Source organism: Candidatus Cloacimonas sp., assembly GCA_039680785.1.
In the GTDB taxonomy this organism is placed as follows: Bacteria; Cloacimonadota; Cloacimonadia; order Cloacimonadales; family Cloacimonadaceae; genus Cloacimonas.
The window spans coordinates 69,876-91,776 of the sequence record JBDKSF010000043.1 but is presented as its reverse complement, the minus strand read 5'-3'; the positions used below and the strand labels follow the sequence as shown (position 1 = coordinate 91,776).

17 protein-coding genes, 1 tRNA gene and 1 other RNA gene are annotated in these 21,901 nt (G+C 38.6%); 5 read left to right on the top strand and 14 right to left on the bottom strand.

Annotated features, from left to right (window positions below):
• Nucleotides 1–19: 19 nt before the first annotated feature.
• The 8 genes from ABFC98_03020 to ssrA form a co-directional block, all read right to left on the bottom strand.
• Complete coding sequence (locus tag ABFC98_03020) at nucleotides 20–1,342, bottom strand: UDP-glucose/GDP-mannose dehydrogenase family protein (GenBank protein ID MEN6444998.1); 1,323 nt, start codon at nucleotides 1,340–1,342, stop codon at nucleotides 20–22.
• Nucleotides 1,339–2,271: an NAD-dependent epimerase/dehydratase family protein gene (locus ABFC98_03015; GenBank protein MEN6444997.1), complete on the bottom strand. Its 933-nt coding sequence runs from the start codon at nucleotides 2,269–2,271 to the stop codon at nucleotides 1,339–1,341. Before ABFC98_03015 ends, ABFC98_03020 begins: the two co-directional genes overlap by 4 nt.
• Nucleotides 2,268–2,843: a transcription termination/antitermination NusG family protein gene (locus ABFC98_03010; GenBank protein MEN6444996.1), complete on the bottom strand. Its 576-nt coding sequence runs from the start codon at nucleotides 2,841–2,843 to the stop codon at nucleotides 2,268–2,270. Before ABFC98_03010 ends, ABFC98_03015 begins: the two co-directional genes overlap by 4 nt.
• 3 nt (nucleotides 2,844–2,846) lie before the next feature.
• Nucleotides 2,847–4,247: an adenosylhomocysteinase gene (ahcY, locus tag ABFC98_03005; protein MEN6444995.1), complete on the bottom strand. Its 1,401-nt coding sequence runs from the start codon at nucleotides 4,245–4,247 to the stop codon at nucleotides 2,847–2,849.
• A gap of 15 nt (nucleotides 4,248–4,262) precedes the next feature.
• Entirely contained in the window at nucleotides 4,263–6,482 is a 2,220-nt protein-coding gene (gene pnp / locus ABFC98_03000; protein MEN6444994.1) for a polyribonucleotide nucleotidyltransferase, read from the bottom strand.
• 273 nt (nucleotides 6,483–6,755) lie between these two features.
• Nucleotides 6,756–7,025 carry a 30S ribosomal protein S15 gene (rpsO, locus tag ABFC98_02995; protein MEN6444993.1) on the bottom strand — a complete coding sequence of 90 codons (270 nt, stop codon included), beginning with the start codon at nucleotides 7,023–7,025 and terminating at the stop codon, nucleotides 6,756–6,758.
• 361 nt (nucleotides 7,026–7,386) lie between these two features.
• Entirely contained in the window at nucleotides 7,387–7,740 is a 354-nt protein-coding gene (locus ABFC98_02990; GenBank protein MEN6444992.1) for a four helix bundle protein, read from the bottom strand.
• Nucleotides 7,741–7,900: 160 nt separating this feature from the next.
• Nucleotides 7,901–8,254, bottom strand: a transfer-messenger RNA (tmRNA) gene (ssrA, locus tag ABFC98_02985).
• A 376-nt stretch (nucleotides 8,255–8,630) separates the two neighbouring features.
• On the opposite strand from ssrA, the gene ABFC98_02980 reads away from it, so the two are divergent.
• On the top strand, nucleotides 8,631–9,311 hold the full coding sequence (locus tag ABFC98_02980; GenBank protein MEN6444991.1) for a hypothetical protein: 681 nt from the start codon (nucleotides 8,631–8,633) through the stop codon (nucleotides 9,309–9,311).
• 11 nt (nucleotides 9,312–9,322) lie between these two features.
• The gene (locus ABFC98_02975; protein ID MEN6444990.1) at nucleotides 9,323–10,381 is read left to right on the top strand and encodes an AI-2E family transporter; all 1,059 of its coding nucleotides are present in this window, start codon (nucleotides 9,323–9,325) and stop codon (nucleotides 10,379–10,381) included.
• 512 nt (nucleotides 10,382–10,893) lie between these two features.
• Here ABFC98_02975 and ABFC98_02970 read toward each other — a convergent pair.
• From ABFC98_02970 to ABFC98_02955, 4 genes are all read right to left on the bottom strand, one after another.
• Nucleotides 10,894–11,751 (bottom strand): hypothetical protein, encoded by an 858-nt coding sequence (locus tag ABFC98_02970; protein ID MEN6444989.1) that lies wholly within the window; start codon nucleotides 11,749–11,751, stop codon nucleotides 10,894–10,896.
• Entirely contained in the window at nucleotides 11,738–12,595 is an 858-nt protein-coding gene (locus ABFC98_02965; GenBank protein MEN6444988.1) for an ABC transporter ATP-binding protein, read from the bottom strand. Before ABFC98_02965 ends, ABFC98_02970 begins: the two co-directional genes overlap by 14 nt.
• Before the next feature lie 38 nt (nucleotides 12,596–12,633).
• The gene (locus tag ABFC98_02960; GenBank protein ID MEN6444987.1) at nucleotides 12,634–13,371 is read right to left on the bottom strand and encodes an isoprenylcysteine carboxylmethyltransferase family protein; all 738 of its coding nucleotides are present in this window, start codon (nucleotides 13,369–13,371) and stop codon (nucleotides 12,634–12,636) included.
• Nucleotides 13,372–13,556: 185 nt separating this feature from the next.
• Nucleotides 13,557–13,634: transfer RNA gene (locus tag ABFC98_02955), tRNA-Pro, on the bottom strand.
• 140 nt (nucleotides 13,635–13,774) lie between these two features.
• Here ABFC98_02955 and ABFC98_02950 point away from each other — a divergent pair.
• Together ABFC98_02950 and ABFC98_02945 are read left to right on the top strand one after the other, a co-directional pair.
• Entirely contained in the window at nucleotides 13,775–15,685 is a 1,911-nt protein-coding gene (locus ABFC98_02950) for an ATP-binding cassette domain-containing protein (GenBank protein MEN6444986.1), read from the top strand.
• Complete coding sequence (locus ABFC98_02945) at nucleotides 15,675–16,658, top strand: 2-hydroxyacyl-CoA dehydratase (protein MEN6444985.1); 984 nt, start codon at nucleotides 15,675–15,677, stop codon at nucleotides 16,656–16,658. Before ABFC98_02950 ends, ABFC98_02945 begins: the two co-directional genes overlap by 11 nt.
• Before the next feature lie 557 nt (nucleotides 16,659–17,215).
• Here the strand turns inward: ABFC98_02945 and secF are convergent.
• Together secF and secD are read right to left on the bottom strand one after the other, a co-directional pair.
• Complete coding sequence (gene secF / locus ABFC98_02940; protein ID MEN6444984.1) at nucleotides 17,216–18,199, bottom strand: protein translocase subunit SecF; 984 nt, start codon at nucleotides 18,197–18,199, stop codon at nucleotides 17,216–17,218.
• Nucleotides 18,200–18,209: 10 nt separating this feature from the next.
• On the bottom strand, nucleotides 18,210–19,796 hold the full coding sequence (gene secD / locus ABFC98_02935; GenBank protein ID MEN6444983.1) for a protein translocase subunit SecD: 1,587 nt from the start codon (nucleotides 19,794–19,796) through the stop codon (nucleotides 18,210–18,212).
• A gap of 320 nt (nucleotides 19,797–20,116) precedes the next feature.
• Here secD and ABFC98_02930 point away from each other — a divergent pair, with 320 nt between their 5' ends.
• The gene (locus tag ABFC98_02930) at nucleotides 20,117–21,901 is read left to right on the top strand and encodes a peptidylprolyl isomerase (protein MEN6444982.1); all 1,785 of its coding nucleotides are present in this window, start codon (nucleotides 20,117–20,119) and stop codon (nucleotides 21,899–21,901) included.

Here is a 21,901-nt window from a genome sequence, read left to right as displayed (position 1 = left end):
ACCTATATCCTGTTTGCAGTTATTGTCTTCCAATTCCATAATAGTGAAAACCCGATTCTTTCACTGCTTTGGGATTGTATTGATTGCGTCCATCAAATATAACTTTAGTGCGCATTATTTTGCTCATCCTATCCAAATCGGGATAGCGAAATTGATGCCATTCAGTTATAAGTAACATAGCGTCAGCATCTTTGAGAGTTTCATATTCATCTGCACACAGGGTTACGGCATTATTATTGCCAAATATTTTTTTGGCCTCCGGCATTGCCACTGGATCGTATGCCTTAATTGTTGCCCCCAAAGAGATCAGTTCATTGATGATAACAATGGAAGGTGCTTCCCGCATATCATCCGTTTGCGGTTTAAAAGCCAAACCCCATATAGCAAAGGTCTTACCGGACAGATCATTGCCAAAGTGAGCAATTACTTTCTCCACCAAAACTTTTTTCTGATCGGCATTAACTTTTTCCACTGCCTGTAAAATAAGCGGATCGTAGCCAATCTTTTGTGACATATAAATTAGCGCTTTAATATCTTTGGGAAAACAACTACCTCCATAACCAACTCCTGGAAAAATAAATTTATAGCCAATGCGAGAATCGCTGCACATTCCATTGCGAACTTCCGAAACATCAGCATTGTAAGCATCACAAAGACGCGAAATTTCGTTGATGAAAGATATTTTTGTCGCCAGAAAAGCATTTGCGGCATATTTTGACATCTCCGCGGAACGAATGTTCATAATCAAAACGCGGTCATTGGTTCTGCAAAAGGGTTCATAAAGAGTTCGCATAATTTCACCCGCTTCATAATTATCTGTGCCTATTACTACTCTGTCCGGGCTCATAAAATCATCTATGGCAGCTCCCTCTTTTAAGAATTCAGGATTGGAAACAACGGTAAATTTAATCGTTACCCCGCGCGCATTAAGCACTTCCTGAATTTTACTTTTCACCAGATCAGCAGTTCCAATCGGTACTGTGGATTTATTCACAATTATTTTGGGTTCATTGATTTCAGCAGCTATTTCTTCCGCTGCAGAAATAACATATTGTAAATCTGCTGAACCATCCTCTCCGGGAGGAGTTCCGACTGCAATAAAAATAATTTGTGATTCTTCCACCGCTTGTTTTAGTTCTACCGTAAACTTCAGTCGGTTAGCAGCCATATTGCGATGGATCATTTCATCCAAACCTGGCTCATAAATAGGAACTTTCCCTTCTTTAAGCAGGTTTATTTTGGTTTCGTCCTTATCGACGCTGATAACTGTGTTGCCCATTTCGGCAAAACAAGCGCCAGTAGTTAGTCCTACATAGCCACTACCTATAACCGCTATTTTCATTTCAACTCCTTGAAATATTTTATCACTGCTGAAATTCCTTCACTAAGATTCGTTTCGGGTTTCCAGCCCAAGATATTTTTGGCTTTATTATACGAAAGCAAGGAACGATGCAAATCCCCTTTGCGGGCAGAACCATAGTTCGGTTCTTCGTTAATGTCTAATTGACGGGCAATTTCGTGATATAATTTGTTGGTAGTGGTTTCTAAACAGGTACTGATGTTAAATGCTTCACTATCGCCCTTCTCCAAAGCCAGCAAATTTGCCTTAACTACATCTCCTACAAAAACATAGTCCCTGATCATACCTTCCGGTTCATCGTCATAACGATATACGGTAGGAATTTCTCTTTGCAGTAGTTTTTCAGTAAACAGTGAAACGACACCTGCTTCTCCACAAGAAATTTGCCGTGGTCCATAAACATTGGCATAGCGTAAAACCGTGTAGGCAAGTCCATATTGGTGATGGTAAAAATAGAGATAGTCCTCTCCCGCTTTTTTATCTATGGCATACATAGAGAGCGGCTTTGGAGCATAATTTTCAGTAGTGGGATATTCTTGTGCCTCACCATAAATAGCTCCTCCGGAAGATATATATATTACTTTCTTCACAGCATAGTTAACACAATTCTGGAGAACATTTACCCAGCCCAAAACATTGGTCTTTACATCAAAAAGTGGGTTTTCTATAGAGAGAGGAACACTAATCTGGGCAGCATGATGATTTACGATATCGGGTTTTTCTTTGGCAAAGATTGCGCTTAATGACTCTTCACAAATGTCGGCTTCGTAAAAAATTGCTTTAGGATTAATATTGCGCCTATTTCCTGTAGCCAAATTATCTACTATTAAAACCTTATGACCTGCCGCAAGATAAGCATCTGCTACATTGGAACCAATGAAACCAGCCCCACCCGTGATCAATATTTTCATTCGTCAACCTCCACAATTTCATATTCACCAATTATTTTTACATCTTCCGTTTTAACTTTAACTAACACTGCTTGCTTTAAGATATTTACTTGCAAACGCACATTATCCAGTTTGGATTGATCTTCCACTATGCCTCTTACGCCTTTTAAGGGTCCATTTACGATTTCTACTTCCAAGCCCTTATCTAACCAAAGCCCAGGTTTCATATCCACTTTTTTCTCTCTGCCATAATAGATTGCTCGTAATTCATCCACCAGTTCTTTTTGCGCAAACACATTTATAAAACTGGTTGTATAACCCGAAATTTGCAAATCTTGTTTACCTGCAAAGTCAACCCCAACAAACACATAAGAGGAAAAAAGAATCTTATCCACTGCAACCTTGCGTCTCTGATAGATTCGTTTATCAGTATATTGAGGTAAATAATATGTTATCTGATGGCGTTTGGCATAATCGGCTAATTTTTTCTCACAGCGCGGTTTAGTATGAACTACAACCCACTTGCGTTCATCCATAAAAAGCTGAAGTTCACCGTATAATTCATCTACATAAACGGGTTTATGCGTAGCCATTTTTTAATAACGATAGTAATTCGGTTTATAGGGACCTTCAATCGGAACATTGATATAATCTGACTGTTTTTTGGATAGCTGAGTAAGTTGAACGCCCAATTTGGAAAGATGTAAACGCGCTACATCTTCATCTAATTGCTTGGGTAAAGTATAAACATCTATGGAATGCTGATTCTGCCAAAGATCAATTTGAGCCAAAACCTGATTGCTGAAAGAACAGCTCATTACAAAAGAAGGATGCCCCGTGGCATTTCCCAAATTTACTAACCGCCCTTCCGACAATAGAATAATGGCTTTACCATTGGGAAGCTTGATTAAATCAACTTGGGGTTTTACATTGAGTTTCTCCACACCTTCAATTTCGTAGAGCTTATTTACCTGAATTTCATTATCAAAATGGCCAATATTGCAAACAATGGCATTGTTCTTCATTTTCAAAATATGGTCAACCCTGATCACATCACAATTTCCCGTCGCCGTTATAAAAATATCTGCCGTTTCCACCATATTTTCAACAGTATTAACTTCGTAACCTTCCATCGCTGCTTGCAAGGCACAAATAGGATCAATTTCACTGATTATGACTCTTGCACCCAATCCACGCATAGATTGGGCACAGCCCTTTCCCACATCTCCGTAACCACAAACCATTATGATTTTCCCTGCCACCATAATGTCCGTGCCTCTTTTAATTCCATCAGCCAAGGACTCACGACACCCGTAAAGATTATCAAACTTGGATTTTGTGACTGAATCATTTACATTGATGGCGGGAAACAATAAACTGCCTTCTTCTCTTCTTTGATAAAGACGATGAACACCTGTTGTCGTTTCTTCACTAACTCCGCGCAAATGTTTTACAACTTTATGCCATTTTTCGGGTTCTTTGGGTAAGATGTCCATCAGCAGTTTCTGCACTATTTTCATCTCTTCAGTTTCTGCATCGATTTCCGGTAATTTTCCTGTCTGTTTATATATTTCTTCCAAACGGTATCCTTCGTGAATCATCAAAGTTGCATCGCCACCATCATCCACAATTAAATCGGGTCCATCTTCCCAGGTTAGTGCCTGCAATGTACACCACCAATATTCATTTAGGGTTTCACCTTTCCAAGCAAAAACAGGAATGCCTCTTTTAGCTATTGCCGCTGCGGCATTATCCTGAGTGGAAAATATATTACAACTTGACCAACGGACTTCAGCACCCAATTCAATTAGGGTCTCAATCAAGACAGCGGTTTGAATGGTCATATGTAAGCTGCCAGTTATTTTGGCACCGGCAAGCGGTTTACTATTGCGATAGCGTTCTTTCAAAGCAATCAAGCCAGGCATTTCCGTTTCGGCAAGGTCAATTTCTTTCCTGCCCCAGTTGGCTAAACCGATATCAGCTATTTTATAATCCATTTTTACCTCTTCTATTTAACGGCGATGACGATAATCATTTCTATTATTGTCTCTGCCTCTGTTTCTATCATCGTGATGTTGAGAATGATAATTTTGGTGCGGCTCAGTATTGGCATTAGGATTTGGTTCTGGATTACCAGCCACGCCTTTCATCGAGAGAGAAAGTTTACCTTTATCCATACCCAAAGCTCTCACTTGAACCGTATCACCGATTTTAACCATATCGGATGGATGATTTATCCTACCTGTATACATTTCGGAGATATGCACCATTCCTTCTTTCGTTCCGCCTAAGATTTTTACAAAAACTCCGTAGGGCTCGATTCGCGTTACTTTACCTTCAAACAGATCACCCGCCACAGGATCAATGGCTATCCCTTTAATCGTTTCTTTGGCTTTAGTAATGGATTCCTTATCAGGAGAAAGAATTCTAACTGTTCCGTCGTCCTGGATGTCAATTTGAACCTGACAGGTCTCTATGATTGATTTAATCATCTTTCCACCGGGCCCGATTATTTCTCCGATTTTATCAATCGGCACTTTGAAGGACTCAATTCTGGGAGCCCAAGGCGCTAAGTCACTTCTTGGTTCAGCAATACAATCAGCCATAATATCCAATATTTTTTGACGAGCCGCTTTTGCTTTATTTAGGGCAATTTGCATAATATCTTTAGTTATTCCCGCTATTTTTATATCCATTTGCATAGCGGTTATGCCTTCTCTGGTTCCGGCGCACTTGAAATCCATATCTCCCAAGTGATCTTCCAAACCCATGATATCGGTTAAGACAATATAGTCCTCACCTTCCATAATCAAACCCATCGCGATTCCTGCCACAGGAGCTTTGATAGGAACTCCACCAGCCATTAATGCCAAACATCCACTACATATAGATGCCATAGACGAAGAGCCATTGGATTCAAGTGTATCTGCCACAATTCGAATTGTGTAAGGAAATATCTCTTTTGCCGGTAGAACTGCCTTGAGCGCTCTTTCTGCCAAATTTCCATGCCCCAATTCTCTACGACCCGTAGGACCTATTTTTCCCACTTCACCCACGCTATAGGGAGGGAAATTGTAATGCAGATAAAAGTTCTTCTTATATTCCGTTTCCAAACCATCTATAACTTGTTCATCAGTTCCGCCGCCCAAAGTTAATGTTCCCAATGACTGTGTTTCGCCTCTGGTAAAAAGTGCCGAACCATGCACTCGGGGTAGAATATCTATTTCACAGGTAATATCACGAATATCATCCGTTCCGCGTCCATCCACTCTATGCTGTTTTCTTAAAATGGAATCGCGCACATAGCGACGAATTAGTTCTTCAAAAGCCATTTGGTAATATCTTTCTTTCTCTTCCCAAAGCTCACCTTCCATTTCAGCAAACATATTGTTCATTTCTGTTTCGGCAGCGTCAAAGGCATCTTGGCGTTCTTGTTTGCCAAAAATAATTGCCGCTTCAGCTATTTTTTGCCCGAAGGCATTTTCCACTTTGCTGTTAATTTCTTCTGGAACGCTATCCAGAACAACTTCCACTTTCCCTTTGCCACAATTAGCAATAAAATCTTTTTGCAAATCGCAGAGTTTGATAATTTCAGCGTGACCTGTAAAAACAGCATCCAGCATTGTTTCTTCGCTTAGTTCCGAAGCCGCCGATTCGATCATAACTATGGATGTTTCACTTCCGGCAACTGTTAAATTGAGCTGAGATTTAGTTTCAATTTCGCTAAAATCTGGGTTTACGACAAATTGGTTGTCAATATAGCCAACCGTCACACCTGCAATGGGTCCGTTAAAAGGAATGTCCGAAATACTAAGTGCCAGAGAGGCACCAAAAACTCCCATAGTGGATGGATCAGTAACCCCATCAAAAGATAAAACGGTTACTACGATATGAACTTGATTCCGAAAACCCTCCGGAAAGAGAGGACGAATGGAACGATCGATAACCCTTGCCATCAAAGTAGCATCAGTAGAGGGTTTGGATTCACGCTTAAAAAAGCCGCCGGGAATTTTGCCGGCTGCATACATTTTCTCAATGTAATCAACTGTTAAGGGAAAGAAATCTTGATTTTCTACAGGTTCTTTGGACATCGTAGCTGTAACAAGTATAGCGGTTTCTCCATATTGGATATAAACACTGCCATTGGCTTGTTTTGCCATTCTGCCTGTTTCAACTATCAGTTTGCGTCCGCAAAAATCTGTTTCACGACGAGTAATATTGAAGTTTGCCATAACTTCTCCTTTTCATTTTGGGCGGGAGAAGAAGCAATAGACGAAAAGGTCGTTTGCCAAACCTTTTGGCTTATTGCTAATTTCTCCCGCTGTATTTTCTTGTTTAGTAATGGGTTGACCTTATTATCAACCACTAAATTTCGGAAGGTTGAAGTCCTCGTCAATTACTTTCAGCTATTTATGTTCTTAACCAAAAAGGAATTAGAAACGATATAACTGAGTTCTTAGTAAACGACGGGGACATCGTTCTTCCGTAATAAGCTACATTAAAGTTTATTTTCTAATGCCAAGCGCTTTGATTATATTCCGATATCTGGTGATATCTTTCTTTTTTAAATAATCAAGTAAACGCCTGCGCTGCCCGATCAGTTTCAACAAGCCACGCCGGGTGGAAAAATCCTTAGAATGTTCTTTTAGATGCTCTGTGATATCTTTGATTCTTTGTGTTAATAGAGCAATCTGAACTTCCGGCGAGCCAGTGTCTGATTCATGGAGTTTAAACTCTGCCATGATAGCTTGTTTTGCCTCAGGTTTTAACGGCATTTCATCCTCCAGATGATTTTATAAATACAACTTTTTGAATGTCTATTATCTGTCCAGTATTATTTTCGGGTTAACGGGTTAATGGGTTAGTAGGTTAACAGGTTAGTTGGTTAACAGGTTAGTTGGTTAATGGGTTAGTAGGTTAACAGGTTAGTTGGTTAACAGATGACAAGGTTAACGGGTTAACAGGTTAACGGGTTAACGGGTGAGGTCGTATAGGACAAGATCGATAATTACTAACATAATAGGGAACATAAGTTAATTATATTTAAAGAGAGGAGAACTCAGAACATTATTATTACTTCCATCAATGCTCTCCTTGAAACCTAAATTATTTATATTTTAAAAGGGATAAGAACTTTTATTTATTGTTCGCTTTAATAAGACCAAGAAGCTGGCGTTTTACAGAAAGAGCCAGTTCTCTACATTTATCAGCTTTTTCCTTTTCAGAAATAAAATCTAACATAATGGCTATATCTATTTGTGTATTCAACTCCGTGATTGAACCCAAAGCAATATTTAAGAAGTTTAAAAGCTCCGGTTTAGATTTCCTTCCACAACCTTCTGCAATATTGTAAGGAACGGAATTTGCCGCTCTTTTCATCTGAGAGATCAAACCCCATTTTTCCTCTGCCGGAAATTCCTTCGTAATATTATAAATCTCTTTAACAAGTAATAAACTGGATTTATAAACTTCCAAATCCGTATGCATCATTTTAATACTACCTCTCTATATTTATTGTTCTACCTGTAAATTTTATAATCATTTAGTTGCATTTCCCTACATTCTTTTTCTCCATTTCACACTCAACACTCTATTTTTCACCTCACCTGTTAACCTGTTAACTCGTTAACCAGTTCACTCGTTCACCCTTTGGTGGAGGTGGCGGGAATCGAACCCGCGTCCAGAAAAACGATCACCCGAAAATCTACATACTTAGTTGTCTTTAGCTTAAGAAAAGCAGTGAAAGACAATCAGACCTACTTTTCTGCAGCCGATTTAGCTTAGGAAAAACTTATCGGCAATTAGTTTTACCGCATCCGTACTGTTCCGACGCCCAATCTTCTTCCGACGGACCGAAGAAGTTGAACGTTAGCAGCTATGCTGCTAAAGCGTAATTATTGTTTGCAGTTAATTTGCGTTTTTGTTACTTGTTAACGGAGTGGTATAACAATCTCCGATATGCATTTCGAGCACTCTGATTCCCTGTCGAAACCATTTCACCCCCTCTGAACTGTGTAAAAGAACTATAATAGATACCTAAATTTTTGCCCTTCAAAAATCTATTTCTATAACCAATATAATCTATATACCTTCTCTGTCAACTGCATTTTTTTCCCCCCTTGCAAAAGTTCTGCCTCACCATTTTCACCTGTCTATCAGAATAATACATAGCTCTTATTATTTTTTGGTGTCTCCTACTTACTTGTTTTTTTAAATAGAATAGCTGGGCTGAAACGCTATATATACAAGTTCGTAGATTATGGTAATCTGGAAAAGTAAATTCAAAGTGCCAAGTCCGAAAATAGACAAAAATAAGAAATTTGCTTGACACCAAAAAGTGATTATAATATAAGGAAAATATAAAAGAAAGGGAGGATATGATGAAGATATCCGCAATATTTTATGCTATCGTAATTCTTGCGTTTTTAATGCCATTTTTCGTTGTCAGTTGTGATAAAACAGAGCTTGCTTCGTTAAAAGGCATCAAACTTGTAACCGGTGGAGAAATTGAGACCTCAGTAGCCGATTTTTTAAAGGGTGCGGAAAAAGAAGATGCCAAGCCCGAAAATCCAAGTATTAAACCCCAACCTTATGCCATATTAGCTTTAGTATTGGCTGTCGTCGCTTTAGTATTGGTTTTAGTGTTACCTATAACTCTGTATTTAGTTCCTGTCATAGTAAGTGTTTTGGGCATTGCCTCGCTGCAATTTTTAAATGCCAGCATAATAAAAGTTTTATTATCGGCAAAAACAGGGCTTGATCCTTCTCTTGATTTGAGCAGTATTATAACCATAAAAGCTCAAACAGGTTTTTGGCTTGCCAATGTTGCCTTCATTGTAGGAGGGGTATTTGTAATAATATCAGGAATAAGAAACAGGAATAAAGTGGAATATAGCAATGTTCCCATAACTGAAAATCCTGATTTTAGGTTTAATGTAGATGACACCATTCCAAATTGGGAAAATATTGGAGAACAGACAGTTACAGAGCCAGAGCCAGAAGAATTGAAAACCGAAGAAGAGCTCTCAACCCCACCCGAAGAAGAAGAAAAACCAGAATAATTATCACTAATATGGACAGCATAAAAGAGCTGCGTTGGATCAGAATTCTCTTGGTCATTATCGCTTTGCCGGTAGTGGCTTTTATCCTTAAAACACTGAAAAATATATTTATTCCCTTGGTCTTTGCCATCTTTCTGCTGTTTCTTTTTGCTCCCTTAGTTAACTATTTGAAAAAGCGTAAAATACCGATAGTTCTAATTTTATTGATTACGCTGGTGATTATTGCTACTTTTCTGGGTGTAGTGATTCTTTTAATCTACTTGGCTTCCAATAGTTTGATAAATGGTTTGCCGCGTTATGAAGATAAATTCACTTACCTAATGTCACAAGTGACAGGATATATTCAAAATTTGGCAAATAGATGGAACATTGACTCCCAGAATTTATCCATTTCCAACATAGCACAAATTCTTAGCAGTGGGTTTGTTTCGCTTCCGCGTTTATTAACCACCACAATGAATACTCTGGTTAGCATTATTCAAAATATATTCTTGATAATATTCTTCCTTATATTCTTGTTGCTGGAAATTGACAAACTTCCCCAGCGTTTAAGAAGAGCCACTACAAAACTTAGCAAGGAACAAACCCTGGTTATTTTACAGAACATAGAAAAGCAAATTCAAAATTACCTCACCATCAGAACTCTGATCAATTTATCCGCCGCACTTCTTTGTATGTTGTGGATGTATCTTTTTGGGGTAGATTTTATTTTGGTCTGCGGGATTTTGCTTTTTGTGCTGGATTTTATTCCGGATTTGGGTTCAGTTTTCGCTTCTGCGATTCCAATTTTGATTTATTTGATGCAAAGCGGATTTGGTTTAGGATGGGTAATATTTGCTTTGCTGATTGTTGCCACGCAAATGTTGATTGGGAATTTAGTGGAGCCCAAATTGCAAAGTACGCAGTTGGATTTAACTCCGATAATGGTATTAATTTCATTAATTTTTTGGGGTTGGTTATGGGGAATTGTTGGAATGTTGATTTGTGTGCCTTTAACTTCAGCAATTAATATTATTTTAAAACAGGTGGCACCGGATAATGTAATTTCTGCTTTAATCAGCAGCGAGTAAAATAGCCAAAAAATTTAAACGCTAAGAAAAAGTGAAAAGCGTGGATTTCATCCTTCCACCTTTTCACTTTTTCCCCCTCTCGACTTCTCGACCTCCAGACCTCTCGACCTCTCGACCCCTCGACACTTTCACTTTTCCACCTTTTCTCTTTTTCTCTTTTTTACCTCTCGACTTCTCGACCTCTCGACTTCTCGACTTCTCGACCTCCAGACCTCTCGACCTCTCGACCTCCAGACCTCTCGACCTCCAGACCTCTCGACCCCTCGACCTCCAGACCTCTCGACTTCAAAACCCCTCGACCTCTCGACCCCTCGCTCCCATAACACAGAACTAACATTACTCTAACAATCCCCTAACGAAATTACAGCAGTGTAAGGGAAGTGTTACGGCAGTATAAGAGAATCGTGTGACAAAGCAATAGGTAGCAAGCAATTAACTATTGCCCATCAGCAGAATAGGAAGGCAAGATTGATATATTTACTAACTATATATCAGACAATGAATTGGTATAATTAAACTAACTCTCTGCGCTTGTAAATAAAAAATCCTGTAACAGTGAGAATGGTGCTATAGAGTAATTTGAATAGGGTATTGTTATTTATGATACTGTGCCAATTCGCTTGTAAAATGCCTGCAAGAGTATGCGCATTTAGGTCCGGTGCATTATAAAATACGGGATTGGGAGATATTTGCACTAATTTATATAGATAACTGGTCAGCGAAGGAATATCAAAATTAGCAGTGTAATTCAAAATTTTAGTAGCCAGTTCAATGCCGACAATAATCAAGATTCCCATAAAAAAGGACTTGCGCTGAAACAAACAAGCAAAAAACCAAAACAGCGAACAAACGAAAATCAGTGTGAAAAATAATTCCACTGTGCTTTGGAGCCAGGCATAAAATCCAAAATAAAACACCGCCGAAGTCCAATACATCTGAGTAAAAGATAGCACCAGAGTTCCGATAAAACCGATAATGGCAAAAACGAGATAACAGCCCAAAATCATAAAGATATACTTTACGCTGAGCATTTTAACCAAAGAAACCGGTTGGGACTGATGAAAAATCTCGCATTTCTGTTTAAAGCCACCATTGATGAGATTATCGGCTAACATTATGCCTACCATAATTGTTAGAAAACCTAAAGCGGCATTCAAAGTTTTCACGCTGCCAAAGAGAAACAGATTATTGAATCCGGAGGGAAAATTTCCTTCCAGATGAAAATAAGTTATCGCTTTGCCTTTAATAAGCCCAATGATTAAACCAATTACACAAACTCCCAAAAATACCAGGGAAATCCATACAGGTAAAAGCAATTGTTTCCAATTTGTCCACCATTCTTTTTTGAGAAGTGTTTTAAACTGATGCATTGGAACCTCCCACTACAGCCAGAAAAATATCGGCTAAACTGGGTTGACCGTAGGTGGCACCGGCAATTTCTATGTCCGAAGCAAGCACGGCATTGATAAAACCCAAATTTTTGGCATAAACTTTGGGATTATATTGTAAAATTTCTTCAGCGCGTTCAGAGGGCAAACTTACCACCCGATATTGTTCTTTGAGAGTTTGCACTTCTTCGTGCAAAATTATATTCCCATTATCAATAAAAATAATTTCCTGCAAAATGCTTTCCACCTCTTCAACCTGATGCGTGGAGATAAAAATCGTCTTCTCTTCATTAAAATACTCGTTCAGGATGGTATTGAAAAATTCTTTTCTAAAAGCAATATCCAAGCCCAAAGTGGGTTCATCCAAAAGCAAATAATTAACATCGAGCGAAAGAGTTATCAGCAAATAAAGTTTGGTTTTCATCCCCTTGGAAAGTTGCCCAACTTTTCGCTTCAAAGGCAGATTGCTGATCTCCAGTAATTTTTGAGCGATTGCTTCATTCCATCCGGGGTTTACACCTTGAACATAGGCAATGGTTTGCTTAACCGTTAATCTATCATCCAAACCACTCACATCGGGAATAAAAGCTACTTTTTCAAAAACCCGCGGATCTCTATGTTTGATTAAATTTCCATCCAGCCAAACTTCCCCGCTATGAGCCAAAAAACCCAGCATACAACGCATTAAAGTTGATTTGCCAGCTCCATTTTTACCTAAAAGTCCAATGATTTTCCCAGGCATAAGTTCCAGAGAAACATTGTTCAGAGCTTGAGTTTTGCCGTAATTTTTCGTAACATTATGCACCAGATAACTTGCTTCTGCCATTTAAAACCTCTTTTGGATGTAACCCGCACAGGATTGTTTTATCTACCAACTACCTTCAGTAATTTGGTTTTTTTCACGATGAACATTACAGATAGATAGAATAAGCCACTGGCAATAAAAATGACCAACCAACCTCTATCCAGGATAAATCTGCGTTTAATAATTAGATCTCCCGTTATTTCTATGGCAAATAAAGAAGAAACCATGGCAAAATAGGTCTGATATTCCCGTCGGATAACATTTCTTAAAGAAAAAGGAAGCTCCGGTTTTTTATAGTGGCAGAATTTGGGAAATAAAACAGGTGTCACGCTTGCCCAAGCTACAAATTCCTCACCATACTTTTTTCTTAAGAATGTCTCTTCAGCGTAGATAACTCGCTCATAATAAAGGATAAACAATAAAACATAAGAAAATATTACCCAAATATGACGCGTGAACAAGACCACGCCCAAAATGATGAAAAAATTGCCAAAATATAAAGGATGCCTTAAAATGGAATACATACCAGTCGTATTCAGTTTATCGGCAACTTGACTTTTGGTGTTTCTGCCACTGGTTCCTGCAGGTGTATGGCCTATGGTTAATATTCTAACTGCCAAACCGAAACAACTGACGATGAAACAGATAATTTCTACAGAGAGGTCATAACGCATAATTTGCGATCGGCGCATATCATAAATGGCGCCAATGCCAATGATGAACATTAAAAGGGGAAGATAACTTCTCCACTTGAATATCCAGATTCCGGATCTTTCCAATTCTTCTTGGATAGGCATAATATTTTTCCTTTAGGTTATGTATAATAGGATAAAAACTAATAATCTATGTGAATCAACCTTATCTAATACTACTTCTTATTTATACTTCACTTATGTAAAAAACCTGCAAATCCCTTTTCTCATTTTGCTCCCCTGCCTATACTGTTCAAGAAAACTGAAAAGCCCGTGGTAGTTTAAAAAAATGGTCGGGATGACAGGATTTGAACCTGCGACCACTTGAACCCCATTCAAGTACGCTAGCCGGACTGCGCTACATCCCGAACCGTTTTTTTAACCTAAAAAATCAAGCATAGTTTTTTGACAAGCAAAAAATGAAGTTGACAGTAAAAGTGCTTCTCTAAAATAGTTCTAACTTCGTCTATGGAAAAGCTTTCCAAATATTAAGAACAGGAATTTAGAAGTGAGTTTAATTCAGATTATTAACGCCGGCATCGAATTTGCCGGAAACCATATTTTAAGTAATATAAATTGCACTTTGGAACACAACAGTAAAATCGGACTGGTTGGTTCTAACGGATGCGGTAAAACAACATTGCTGAAATTGATGTTGGGCATATTGCCTCCTGCCGAAGGAAAAGTATTGCGAGCCAAAAAATGCCGCATTGCTTATCTGCAACAAAATCCTGTTCTGAATACCAATTTTACGATGGGAAATTTCATAACCAATTCCAGACCCGATATCCTGAATTTGCAACGGAAAATAGAAGAATTATCGGATATACTGCAAAATAGTCATTCTGAGGACTTAGAAATGGAACTCCAAAAAACGCTGAACGATTTTCAAGCCATCGGGGGTGATGATTTTGCCAATACAATGAAATTTGTAATAACTTCATTGGGATTTAGTGAAAATGATTACCCTAAGCCACTATCCCTATTCAGCGGTGGAGAACAGACCCGAATTTGTCTGGCAAAAATACTTTTGATGCCTTACGATTTACTGATTTTGGATGAGCCCACAAACCATCTGGACATAGCTATGATAACTTGGCTGGAAAAATATTTGAATGCCTGTAATGCACCTTTTTTAGTGGTTTCTCACGATCGTGTTTTTCTGGATAATACCGTTACCACTATTTTTCATTTGAAAGATGCTCAACTAACTATTACGAAAGGTAATTATTCTGCCTTTGCGGAAGCAGATAAAATTGAACGCTTGAGCAAGGAAAGACAATTTGAAAGACAGCAAAAATTTATTGCTCAAACCCAGGACTTCATCAGTAAAAACATCGCCGGACAAAAAACGGCACAAGCAAAATCTCGCTTAAAAATGCTTTCTAAGATGGATATAATCCAGAAAAATGAGCCAGATAAGAAAATACACCTTGCCATCCAAAGCGGTGAACGCAGCGGAAATGATGTTTTTACTTTGAAAGATGTGGAGTTTGGTATTGTGGGTAGCTCTCCTTTAGCCAAAAATGTAAATTTGCGAGCTCATTATCAGGATAGAATATGTATCCTCGGTCCCAATGGTTGTGGTAAAACAACTTTGCTGAAGGTCTTGATGCAGAAACTGGAAATATTTTCCGGCTCGTTAAAAATTGGAGCTTCCTTGGAAATCGGTTATTATGACCAACATCAGATATCCTTAAATGAGGACTTAACAGTTTTGGAAACATTATGGCAGATAGTTCCTTTTGAAACAAGAGGTTATGTGCTAAGTTTTTTAGCGCGTTTTGGCTTTACCGGCGACGAAGTAAATAAAGTTACCAGTATCTTAAGCGGAGGTGAAAAATCCCGTTTGCTGCTCTGCGTTTTAATTCATCAAAAGCCAAATTTACTGATAATGGATGAACCAACCAATCATCTTGACATAGAAATGAATGATAGCTTGCTTTCTGCTTTGCAAAACTATGCTGGAACTATCCTATTTGTAAGCCACGACCGCTATTTTATGCAACAACTGGCTACAAAATATTGGGTTTTTCATAAAGCACTGGAAAATAACTTACTCTACCCTACTGTAAGCGAAATTGATTCAGGACTGGAAAAGGCATTGGAACTTGCTTTTACTCTTCCCGAAATCAAAAAACAAATTGCAAAGCCCAAAGAAAGAAAAAAGAAAATAAACCCCTGGTATCTGGAACAAATCCATAAACAAATTGAACAAGAACAAATACACATAGAAGAAAGCCATTCCCTGATAGATAAGATAAATAACGAACTGGCAATATCTTCCACTTATAGCGATGAAACAAAAGCAAAAGAGCTAAAAAAACAAATTAACCTGCTGCTGAATAACATTGACAAAAGCAAAGAACATATTTCTGAATTGGAAAATGAATATCTGGAGCTTAGCTATGATTCCTAAAAAAATTGCCTTCACTTCTTCCTTGCCGGTAGAAGTTATTTATGCCGCAGGACATATTCCCGTGGACTTAAATAATATATTTATCACGCAAGACCCTTCAACTAATGTTCAAAATGCTGAAATGAAAGGATTTCCGCGCACACTTTGCAGTTGGATTAAAGGTAATTATACAGCTGCACTTTCTCTTCAACCGGACTTGATAATCGGAATTGTGGAAGGCGATTGTTCAAATTCCACTTCCTTACTGGATTTATTTACGGAAATAAATCTGCCGGTTTATCGTTTTTCCTTTCCTACAACCAAAAATTATGCGGAACTTAATAATGAAATAACCAGGTTAGAAGATTATTTTGGCGTTTCACGCAGAGAGACCTTGAAAACCAAAAAACGCCTCGATGAAATAAGAAAAAAACTTATCACTCTGGATGAATTAACCTGGAAAGAACATTTGGTAACCGGACTGGAAAATCATACCTGGCTGGTTAATGCCTCCGATTTTAACGGAAATCCGGATCGCTATGAAAGTGAATTGGATGACTTTTTATCAGAAGCAAAAAAAAGAGACCCCTTTTCTGCCAAATTGCGCTTGGCTTATTTAGGCGTTCCACCCATCTATAAAAATGTCTATGAGGTAATTCTTGAACTGGGAGGAGATGTTTTATTCAATGAAGTTCAGCGTCAATTTGCCATGCCGTATTTATGCGATGACATAGTTGAACAATATTTGGCTTATACTTATCCCTACAGTGTTTTTGATCGCTTAAAAGATATTAAATGGGAACTTAAAAAACGCCGTATCGAAGCAGTGATTAGCTACACGCAAAGCTTTTGCCACTTACAACTGGATAACCTACTGCTCAGAAAACATATAGACCTGCCCTTTTTAACTTTGGAAGGTGATCAACCGGAAGATATCGATGCCAGAACTCTGCTGAGATTAGAAAGCTTTTTTGAAGTGCACGGACGGAAATAGGGTCCGGAGGTCGAGAGGTCTTGAGGTCAAGAGGTCGAGAGGTCGAGAGGGCTTGGGGTCGATAGGTCGAGAGGTCTTGGAGTCGAGAGGTCTTGGGGTCAAGAGGTCGAGAGGTCGAGAGGTCTTGAGGTCAAGAGGTCGAGAAGTCGAGAGGAAAAGTGGAAAGGTGGAAAAGTGGAAAGGTGAAAAAGTGAAACCCAGTTGTAGTTTTGGGTGCAAATATCCAATTTTATATTCTATCTTTTCTTTCTCTATCTTTTCTTTCTCTTTTAATTTCCTATCTTTTTCAGTGCTCTCGGTTTCTTCGGTATTTTCGGTGGCTTTTATTATTTTTCTACATACCTTTATCTTTTTCGGTGTTCTCGGTTTCTTCGGTAATTTCGGTGGCTAATAAAACTCTTTTTTCAGTGCTCTCAGTGTTCTCAGTGTTCTCAGTGGTCATTAAATTCATCTTTTTTCGGTGCCCTCGGTCTTCTCAGTGTTCTCGGTGTAAAATCCCCCAAAAAAAGAACCGCCCAAAAATTGAGCGGTTCCAGAGGAGGTAGATTGTATAGGATTTATTTTTTCTTTTTGGTTAAGTGCTGCATCGTTTTCTTTTCTTTATGGGTAATCAAATTCAGGTCTATAACCAGGTTGCTTGCCACAAAAATGGAAGAATAGGTTCCAAAGAAGATACCTAAACAGATGGCAAAGGCAAAATCATGAATCACGCTGCCACCCCAGAAATACAGGCAAGCCGAAGTAAGAAAAGTAGTTCCACCGGTTATGACTGTTCTGGAAAGAGTTTCATTGATAGAATTGTTGAAGACCGCTTGAATCGGCTCTTTCCTGTTCTTTTTCATATCTTCGCGGATGCGATCAAAAATAACAATCGTATCGTTTATGCTGTAACCAACAATTGTTAATAACGCAGCAATTATTTGCATCGTGATTTCTTTGCCGGTGATGGCAAATATGCCTACAATCATAAAGACATCATGAAATAAAGCCAGAATGCCCATCAAACCAAAAGTAAATTCAAAACGGAACCAAATATAAATGATCATAGCAATCAAGGCAAGCATTACTGCCCAAAATGCTTGAGTTCTAAGTTCGCCACCAACTTTTGGACCAACTTCGTATATTTCTTCGATCACTTCAGTATTAAGATCTCTGCCTTTAATATATTCGGGGAAATTCTGCTGAATGATGTCCAAGAGCTTGGTGCGTGTTTCCGAAGAAATATTACTACCTTTCCCAACGCTCTTTATTTTAATTTGGAAAGTGGAATTATCTGGATTGCCTATATACATAATTTCCGCTTCCGGAAAGCCATTTTTAGTAAGCGCGTTTCGTAAATTATGAATAGGCAAAGGAGCTAATGCTGGATCTTTAGCTTTTAAATTTAAGGTGGCAGTTATACCACTGGTAAAGTCAATACTCCAGTTCAGACCTTTGAAAATGATTCCACCTATGCCTATCAGTAACAATATAATTGAGAATGTGTAAGCCCAGTAACGGTATTTCACAAATTGGATATTAGGATGTTTTAGAATTCTCATTTTTTGCTCCTTACACACTCAACTTCGTTTTTGTCCCTTTCAGAACAATGTTATCCAAAATAGAACGAACTACAACTATCGCCGTGAACATTGAACCAATAATTCCGATAACCAAAGTAACGGCAAATCCGCGTATGGGACCTGTTCCCAAATAATAAAGCACGATTCCAGCGATAATTGTGGTCAGATTGGAATCCCAAACCGTTACCAGAGCTCTTTTGAAACCAGCATCAACTGCACTGCGCGGGGTTTTCCCCAAATCCAATTCTTCGCGGATTCTTTCGTAGATAAGCACATTGGCATCAACTGCCATACCTATGGTAAGAATTATACCAGCAATTCCTGGAAGAGTTAAAGTTGCGCCAAAAGCGGTTAACATAGCTAAAATGAAGCCCACATTTAGAACCAAGGCAATATCGGCAATAAAACCGCATAATTTGTAATAAATGGCCATAAACAAGACCACAATTATCAAACCGATTAAACCAGCAAAAGTCCCTCTGCGAATACTGTCAGTTCCCAAAGTGGCGCCTATTATGGATGTGGAAACCGGCTTGATAGGAGCAATCAGATTTCCTGTGTTCAGCACAATAGCTAATTCGTTTGCCTCAGTAGCCGTAAACCTTCCGGTAATTTGAGCTCTGCCACCGGCAATTCTTTCTTGGATGTTGGGAGCGGAATAAACTACTCCATCCAAAACTATCGCCAAACGCTTTCCAACATTATCGGCAGTAACGCGTTCAAATTTGCGTGCTCCATCTCTTTTCATTTCAATGGAGATATAAGGTTTATTGGCAGTTCGAGGATCAGTAGATGTTGCCGAGCCATATTCAACTTTTGCTTTGGCAAGATCGGCACCGGTTAATTCCACGGCAGAAGAAAGAACATAAAGATTCCTATCCGCCCGAGGATTTTCCGCATCTGCCTTATCCAAAGCTAATTGATAGCCCATGGGAACCATTTGAGCAAAAAGTGTATCAGCCAATAAATCTTGAACTAATCGCACATCGCTGTATTGAACTTCATAATCCATTTCGCCCGGCAGAATCAAAGTGCTAAAAACACCTGTTCCAGCTTTCAAACTATCAGTTGAAGTAGTATCTGCCATTATACTTTTATCTTTTTTCGCCAGTTCTGCTAAAACTGGAAACTTAGTAAGATTATTGTTGATATTTTGATCAACAACTTCAATAACCCGCTTTGCTTCTTCTGTAGGAATAACCAGTTTAAATTCCAGCATTGCGGTTTGCTTAATTAGATTTTCAGCGGCTTTATAGTCAGAGACCCCGGGAAGCTGAACCATTATTCTGTTTTCACCCAATTTTTGGATAGAGGGTTCGGCTACTCCAAATTGGTCAATTCGTTCCCGAATTATTTTAATATTCTGCTCTACAGCATTTCTGGCATCCGCAGCAGAAAGTTCGGAAGTATCTACTTCCAAAAGTATCTGCATTCCACCCCTGAGATCTAAACCCAACTTTAAATGATGTTTAGACCACCAGTTTGGCAGATTGGGGATAGCCATAGGAGCGAGGAAAAATGCTGTTACGCATAGAAATATGACTATGAAAAAGCCACGCCAGGAAAATTTCTTCATTGGCTTATACTCCCTTATACCATATATTATTATTAGAATTTCGTATTCTTTAACCCAAAACTTTAAAAAGCCCTTATTCGTCAAGCGAAATGTTTGCTTGCTTGCAAGTGTGATGATTATTCTGGTTAAGGGATACTATTTTGTCGATTTGCTCGGTTCCTAAAGTAAAAAAGTCACTTACAATATAGCAGTGGATAAGTATGTTTTTTTATAAAGAACGGGATGTTAGAAGCAGGTAGTGAAAAAAAACCTTGTTAAAAACTCGAGCATTAAAAAAATGGCTTAACAAAAGAAATTTATCCTATATAAGGAGCATAGAAATGCTGGATCAGTTGAGAAAGAAACAGAAAGTAGTCATTTATATCGTAGCCATAGTATTTATTTTTGGTATGGGAGCAGTAGGCATTGGGGAATTACTTACTCCCAAACCATACGCTGGGAAAGTAAATGGCACTAAGATCACATTTGATATGTATCAGCAGAAAATACAGGAAATGTATGATCGCTATTCCCAAATGTATAAAGACCAACCCATTGATGAAAACACGCGCAAAAGTATTGAAAATCAGGCCTGGGAAACATTGGTAAGCGACATTTTATGGCAACAGCAGATAAAAAAGCATAGAATTAAGGTCTCTGAGGATGAAATTTTAACTGAAATGCAAAATAATCCTCCTCAAGAACTGATGCAAAATGAATCTTTGCAGACAAACGGAAGATTTGACAAAGCCAAATATCTTTCCGCCTTAAAAAATAACCCTCAGTTTTTTGCTGCAATGGAAGATTATGTTCGCAGTTATCTTCCGCGCCAGAAACTACAAAATAAAATAAAAGCCCAAGCAGGCATTACGATAGATAGCTTAAAAGCGCAATATGCCAAGGAAACGGACAGCGTTTCCGGCAAATTTATTTGGTTTGATCCCAACAAATCAGAGCCAGTAACTGTTACTGATGCAGAAATTAAAGCATATTATGACAAAAATAAGGAAACGGAATTTAAAAAAGGTCCCGCTTCCAGAATCAAATATCTCGCTTTTGAAGAGAAACCTTCCGATAAGGACTATGCGTCTGCCAAATTAACTGCTGAGGAAGTTTATAACAGAGCCATCAAAGGCGAAGATTTTGCCGCTCTGGCAAAAGAATATTCAGATGATCCCGGTTCCAAAGATAATGGCGGCTCCTTAGGTGAATTTGGAAAAGGACAGATGGTTCCTGAATTTGAACAAGCAGCATTTGCTTTGAAAGTAAAAGAAATTAGCAGACCGGTTAAAACCAGTTTCGGATGGCATATTATCCGTTGTGACAGCATTGCTTCCAAAGATCCTGAAAATTATAGAATTAAAGCAAGCCACATCTTATTGAAAGTAGAGCCCTCCGATGAGACCAAAGATGCCCTACTGGCTAAGGTGGAAACTGCCAAAAATTTGATAAAGAAAAAGGGTATTGACGCAGCCGCTAAAGAACTGAAAATGGAAGTTCAGGATAGCGATTGGGTGCCTCATGACCAAGAATATATTCCCGGCATCGGCAATGACGGAGCTCTTTTACAATTTATGCGCAAAGGCAAAGAAAAGGCAATTTCGGATATTATTACAGATCAGCAAAACCGAAAAATTATCGCTCAGCTAACTGATAACAAAAAGGTTTATTATGAGGAATTCGAGAAAGTAAAACTCCGCATCAAATATCAGCTGGAAAAAGAAAAGAAAGTAGCCAAAATCAAAACCAAGGCAGAAGAATTCGTTGCCAAATATCCTTCCGCAGAATATTTTACTGCCGCCGTCAAAGAGGGTTGGCAAATTATAGATTTATCCAATCACAAAAGAGGACAAAGCGTTCCCAATGTAGGAATGTGTGAAGAATTTACCAATGCCGCACTCGCTTTGGAAGCGGGAACTACCAGCAAATTAATCCATACCAAAGAAGGAAGTTTCATCATCAGTTGCAGCGAACGCATCAAACCAGATTTCAATGCTTTTGCCAAAGACAAGGACAAACAAGAACAAATTCGCAAAACCCTGGAAGATGCTGCCTGGAATCGTTGGTATGATCAGATGAAAAAGAATTCCAAGATTATCGATAACAGGTCTAAATACGGTATGTAA

Coding starts and splice junctions, on each gene's coding strand:
- ahcY (MEN6444995.1), bottom strand. CDS start 4,247: ATGGATTATAAAATAGCTGATATCGGTTTAGCCAACTGGGGCAGGAAA.
- rpsO (MEN6444993.1), bottom strand. CDS start 7,025: ATGCCGTTAAAACCTGAGGCAAAACAAGCTATCATGGCAGAGTTTAAA.
- ABFC98_02945 (MEN6444985.1), top strand. CDS start 15,675: ATGATTCCTAAAAAAATTGCCTTCACTTCTTCCTTGCCGGTAGAAGTT.
- ABFC98_02975 (MEN6444990.1), top strand. CDS start 9,323: ATGGACAGCATAAAAGAGCTGCGTTGGATCAGAATTCTCTTGGTCATT.
- ABFC98_02965 (MEN6444988.1), bottom strand. CDS start 12,595: ATGGCAGAAGCAAGTTATCTGGTGCATAATGTTACGAAAAATTACGGC.
- pnp (MEN6444994.1), bottom strand. CDS start 6,482: ATGGCAAACTTCAATATTACTCGTCGTGAAACAGATTTTTGCGGACGC.
- ABFC98_02980 (MEN6444991.1), top strand. CDS start 8,631: ATGAAGATATCCGCAATATTTTATGCTATCGTAATTCTTGCGTTTTTA.
- secD (MEN6444983.1), bottom strand. CDS start 19,796: ATGAAGAAATTTTCCTGGCGTGGCTTTTTCATAGTCATATTTCTATGC.
- ABFC98_03020 (MEN6444998.1), bottom strand. CDS start 1,342: ATGAAAATAGCGGTTATAGGTAGTGGCTATGTAGGACTAACTACTGGC.
- ABFC98_03015 (MEN6444997.1), bottom strand. CDS start 2,271: ATGAAAATATTGATCACGGGTGGGGCTGGTTTCATTGGTTCCAATGTA.
- ABFC98_02960 (MEN6444987.1), bottom strand. CDS start 13,371: ATGCCTATCCAAGAAGAATTGGAAAGATCCGGAATCTGGATATTCAAG.
- ABFC98_03010 (MEN6444996.1), bottom strand. CDS start 2,843: ATGGCTACGCATAAACCCGTTTATGTAGATGAATTATACGGTGAACTT.
- secF (MEN6444984.1), bottom strand. CDS start 18,199: ATGAGAATTCTAAAACATCCTAATATCCAATTTGTGAAATACCGTTAC.
- ABFC98_02990 (MEN6444992.1), bottom strand. CDS start 7,740: ATGATGCATACGGATTTGGAAGTTTATAAATCCAGTTTATTACTTGTT.
- ABFC98_02930 (MEN6444982.1), top strand. CDS start 20,117: ATGCTGGATCAGTTGAGAAAGAAACAGAAAGTAGTCATTTATATCGTA.
- ABFC98_02970 (MEN6444989.1), bottom strand. CDS start 11,751: ATGCATCAGTTTAAAACACTTCTCAAAAAAGAATGGTGGACAAATTGG.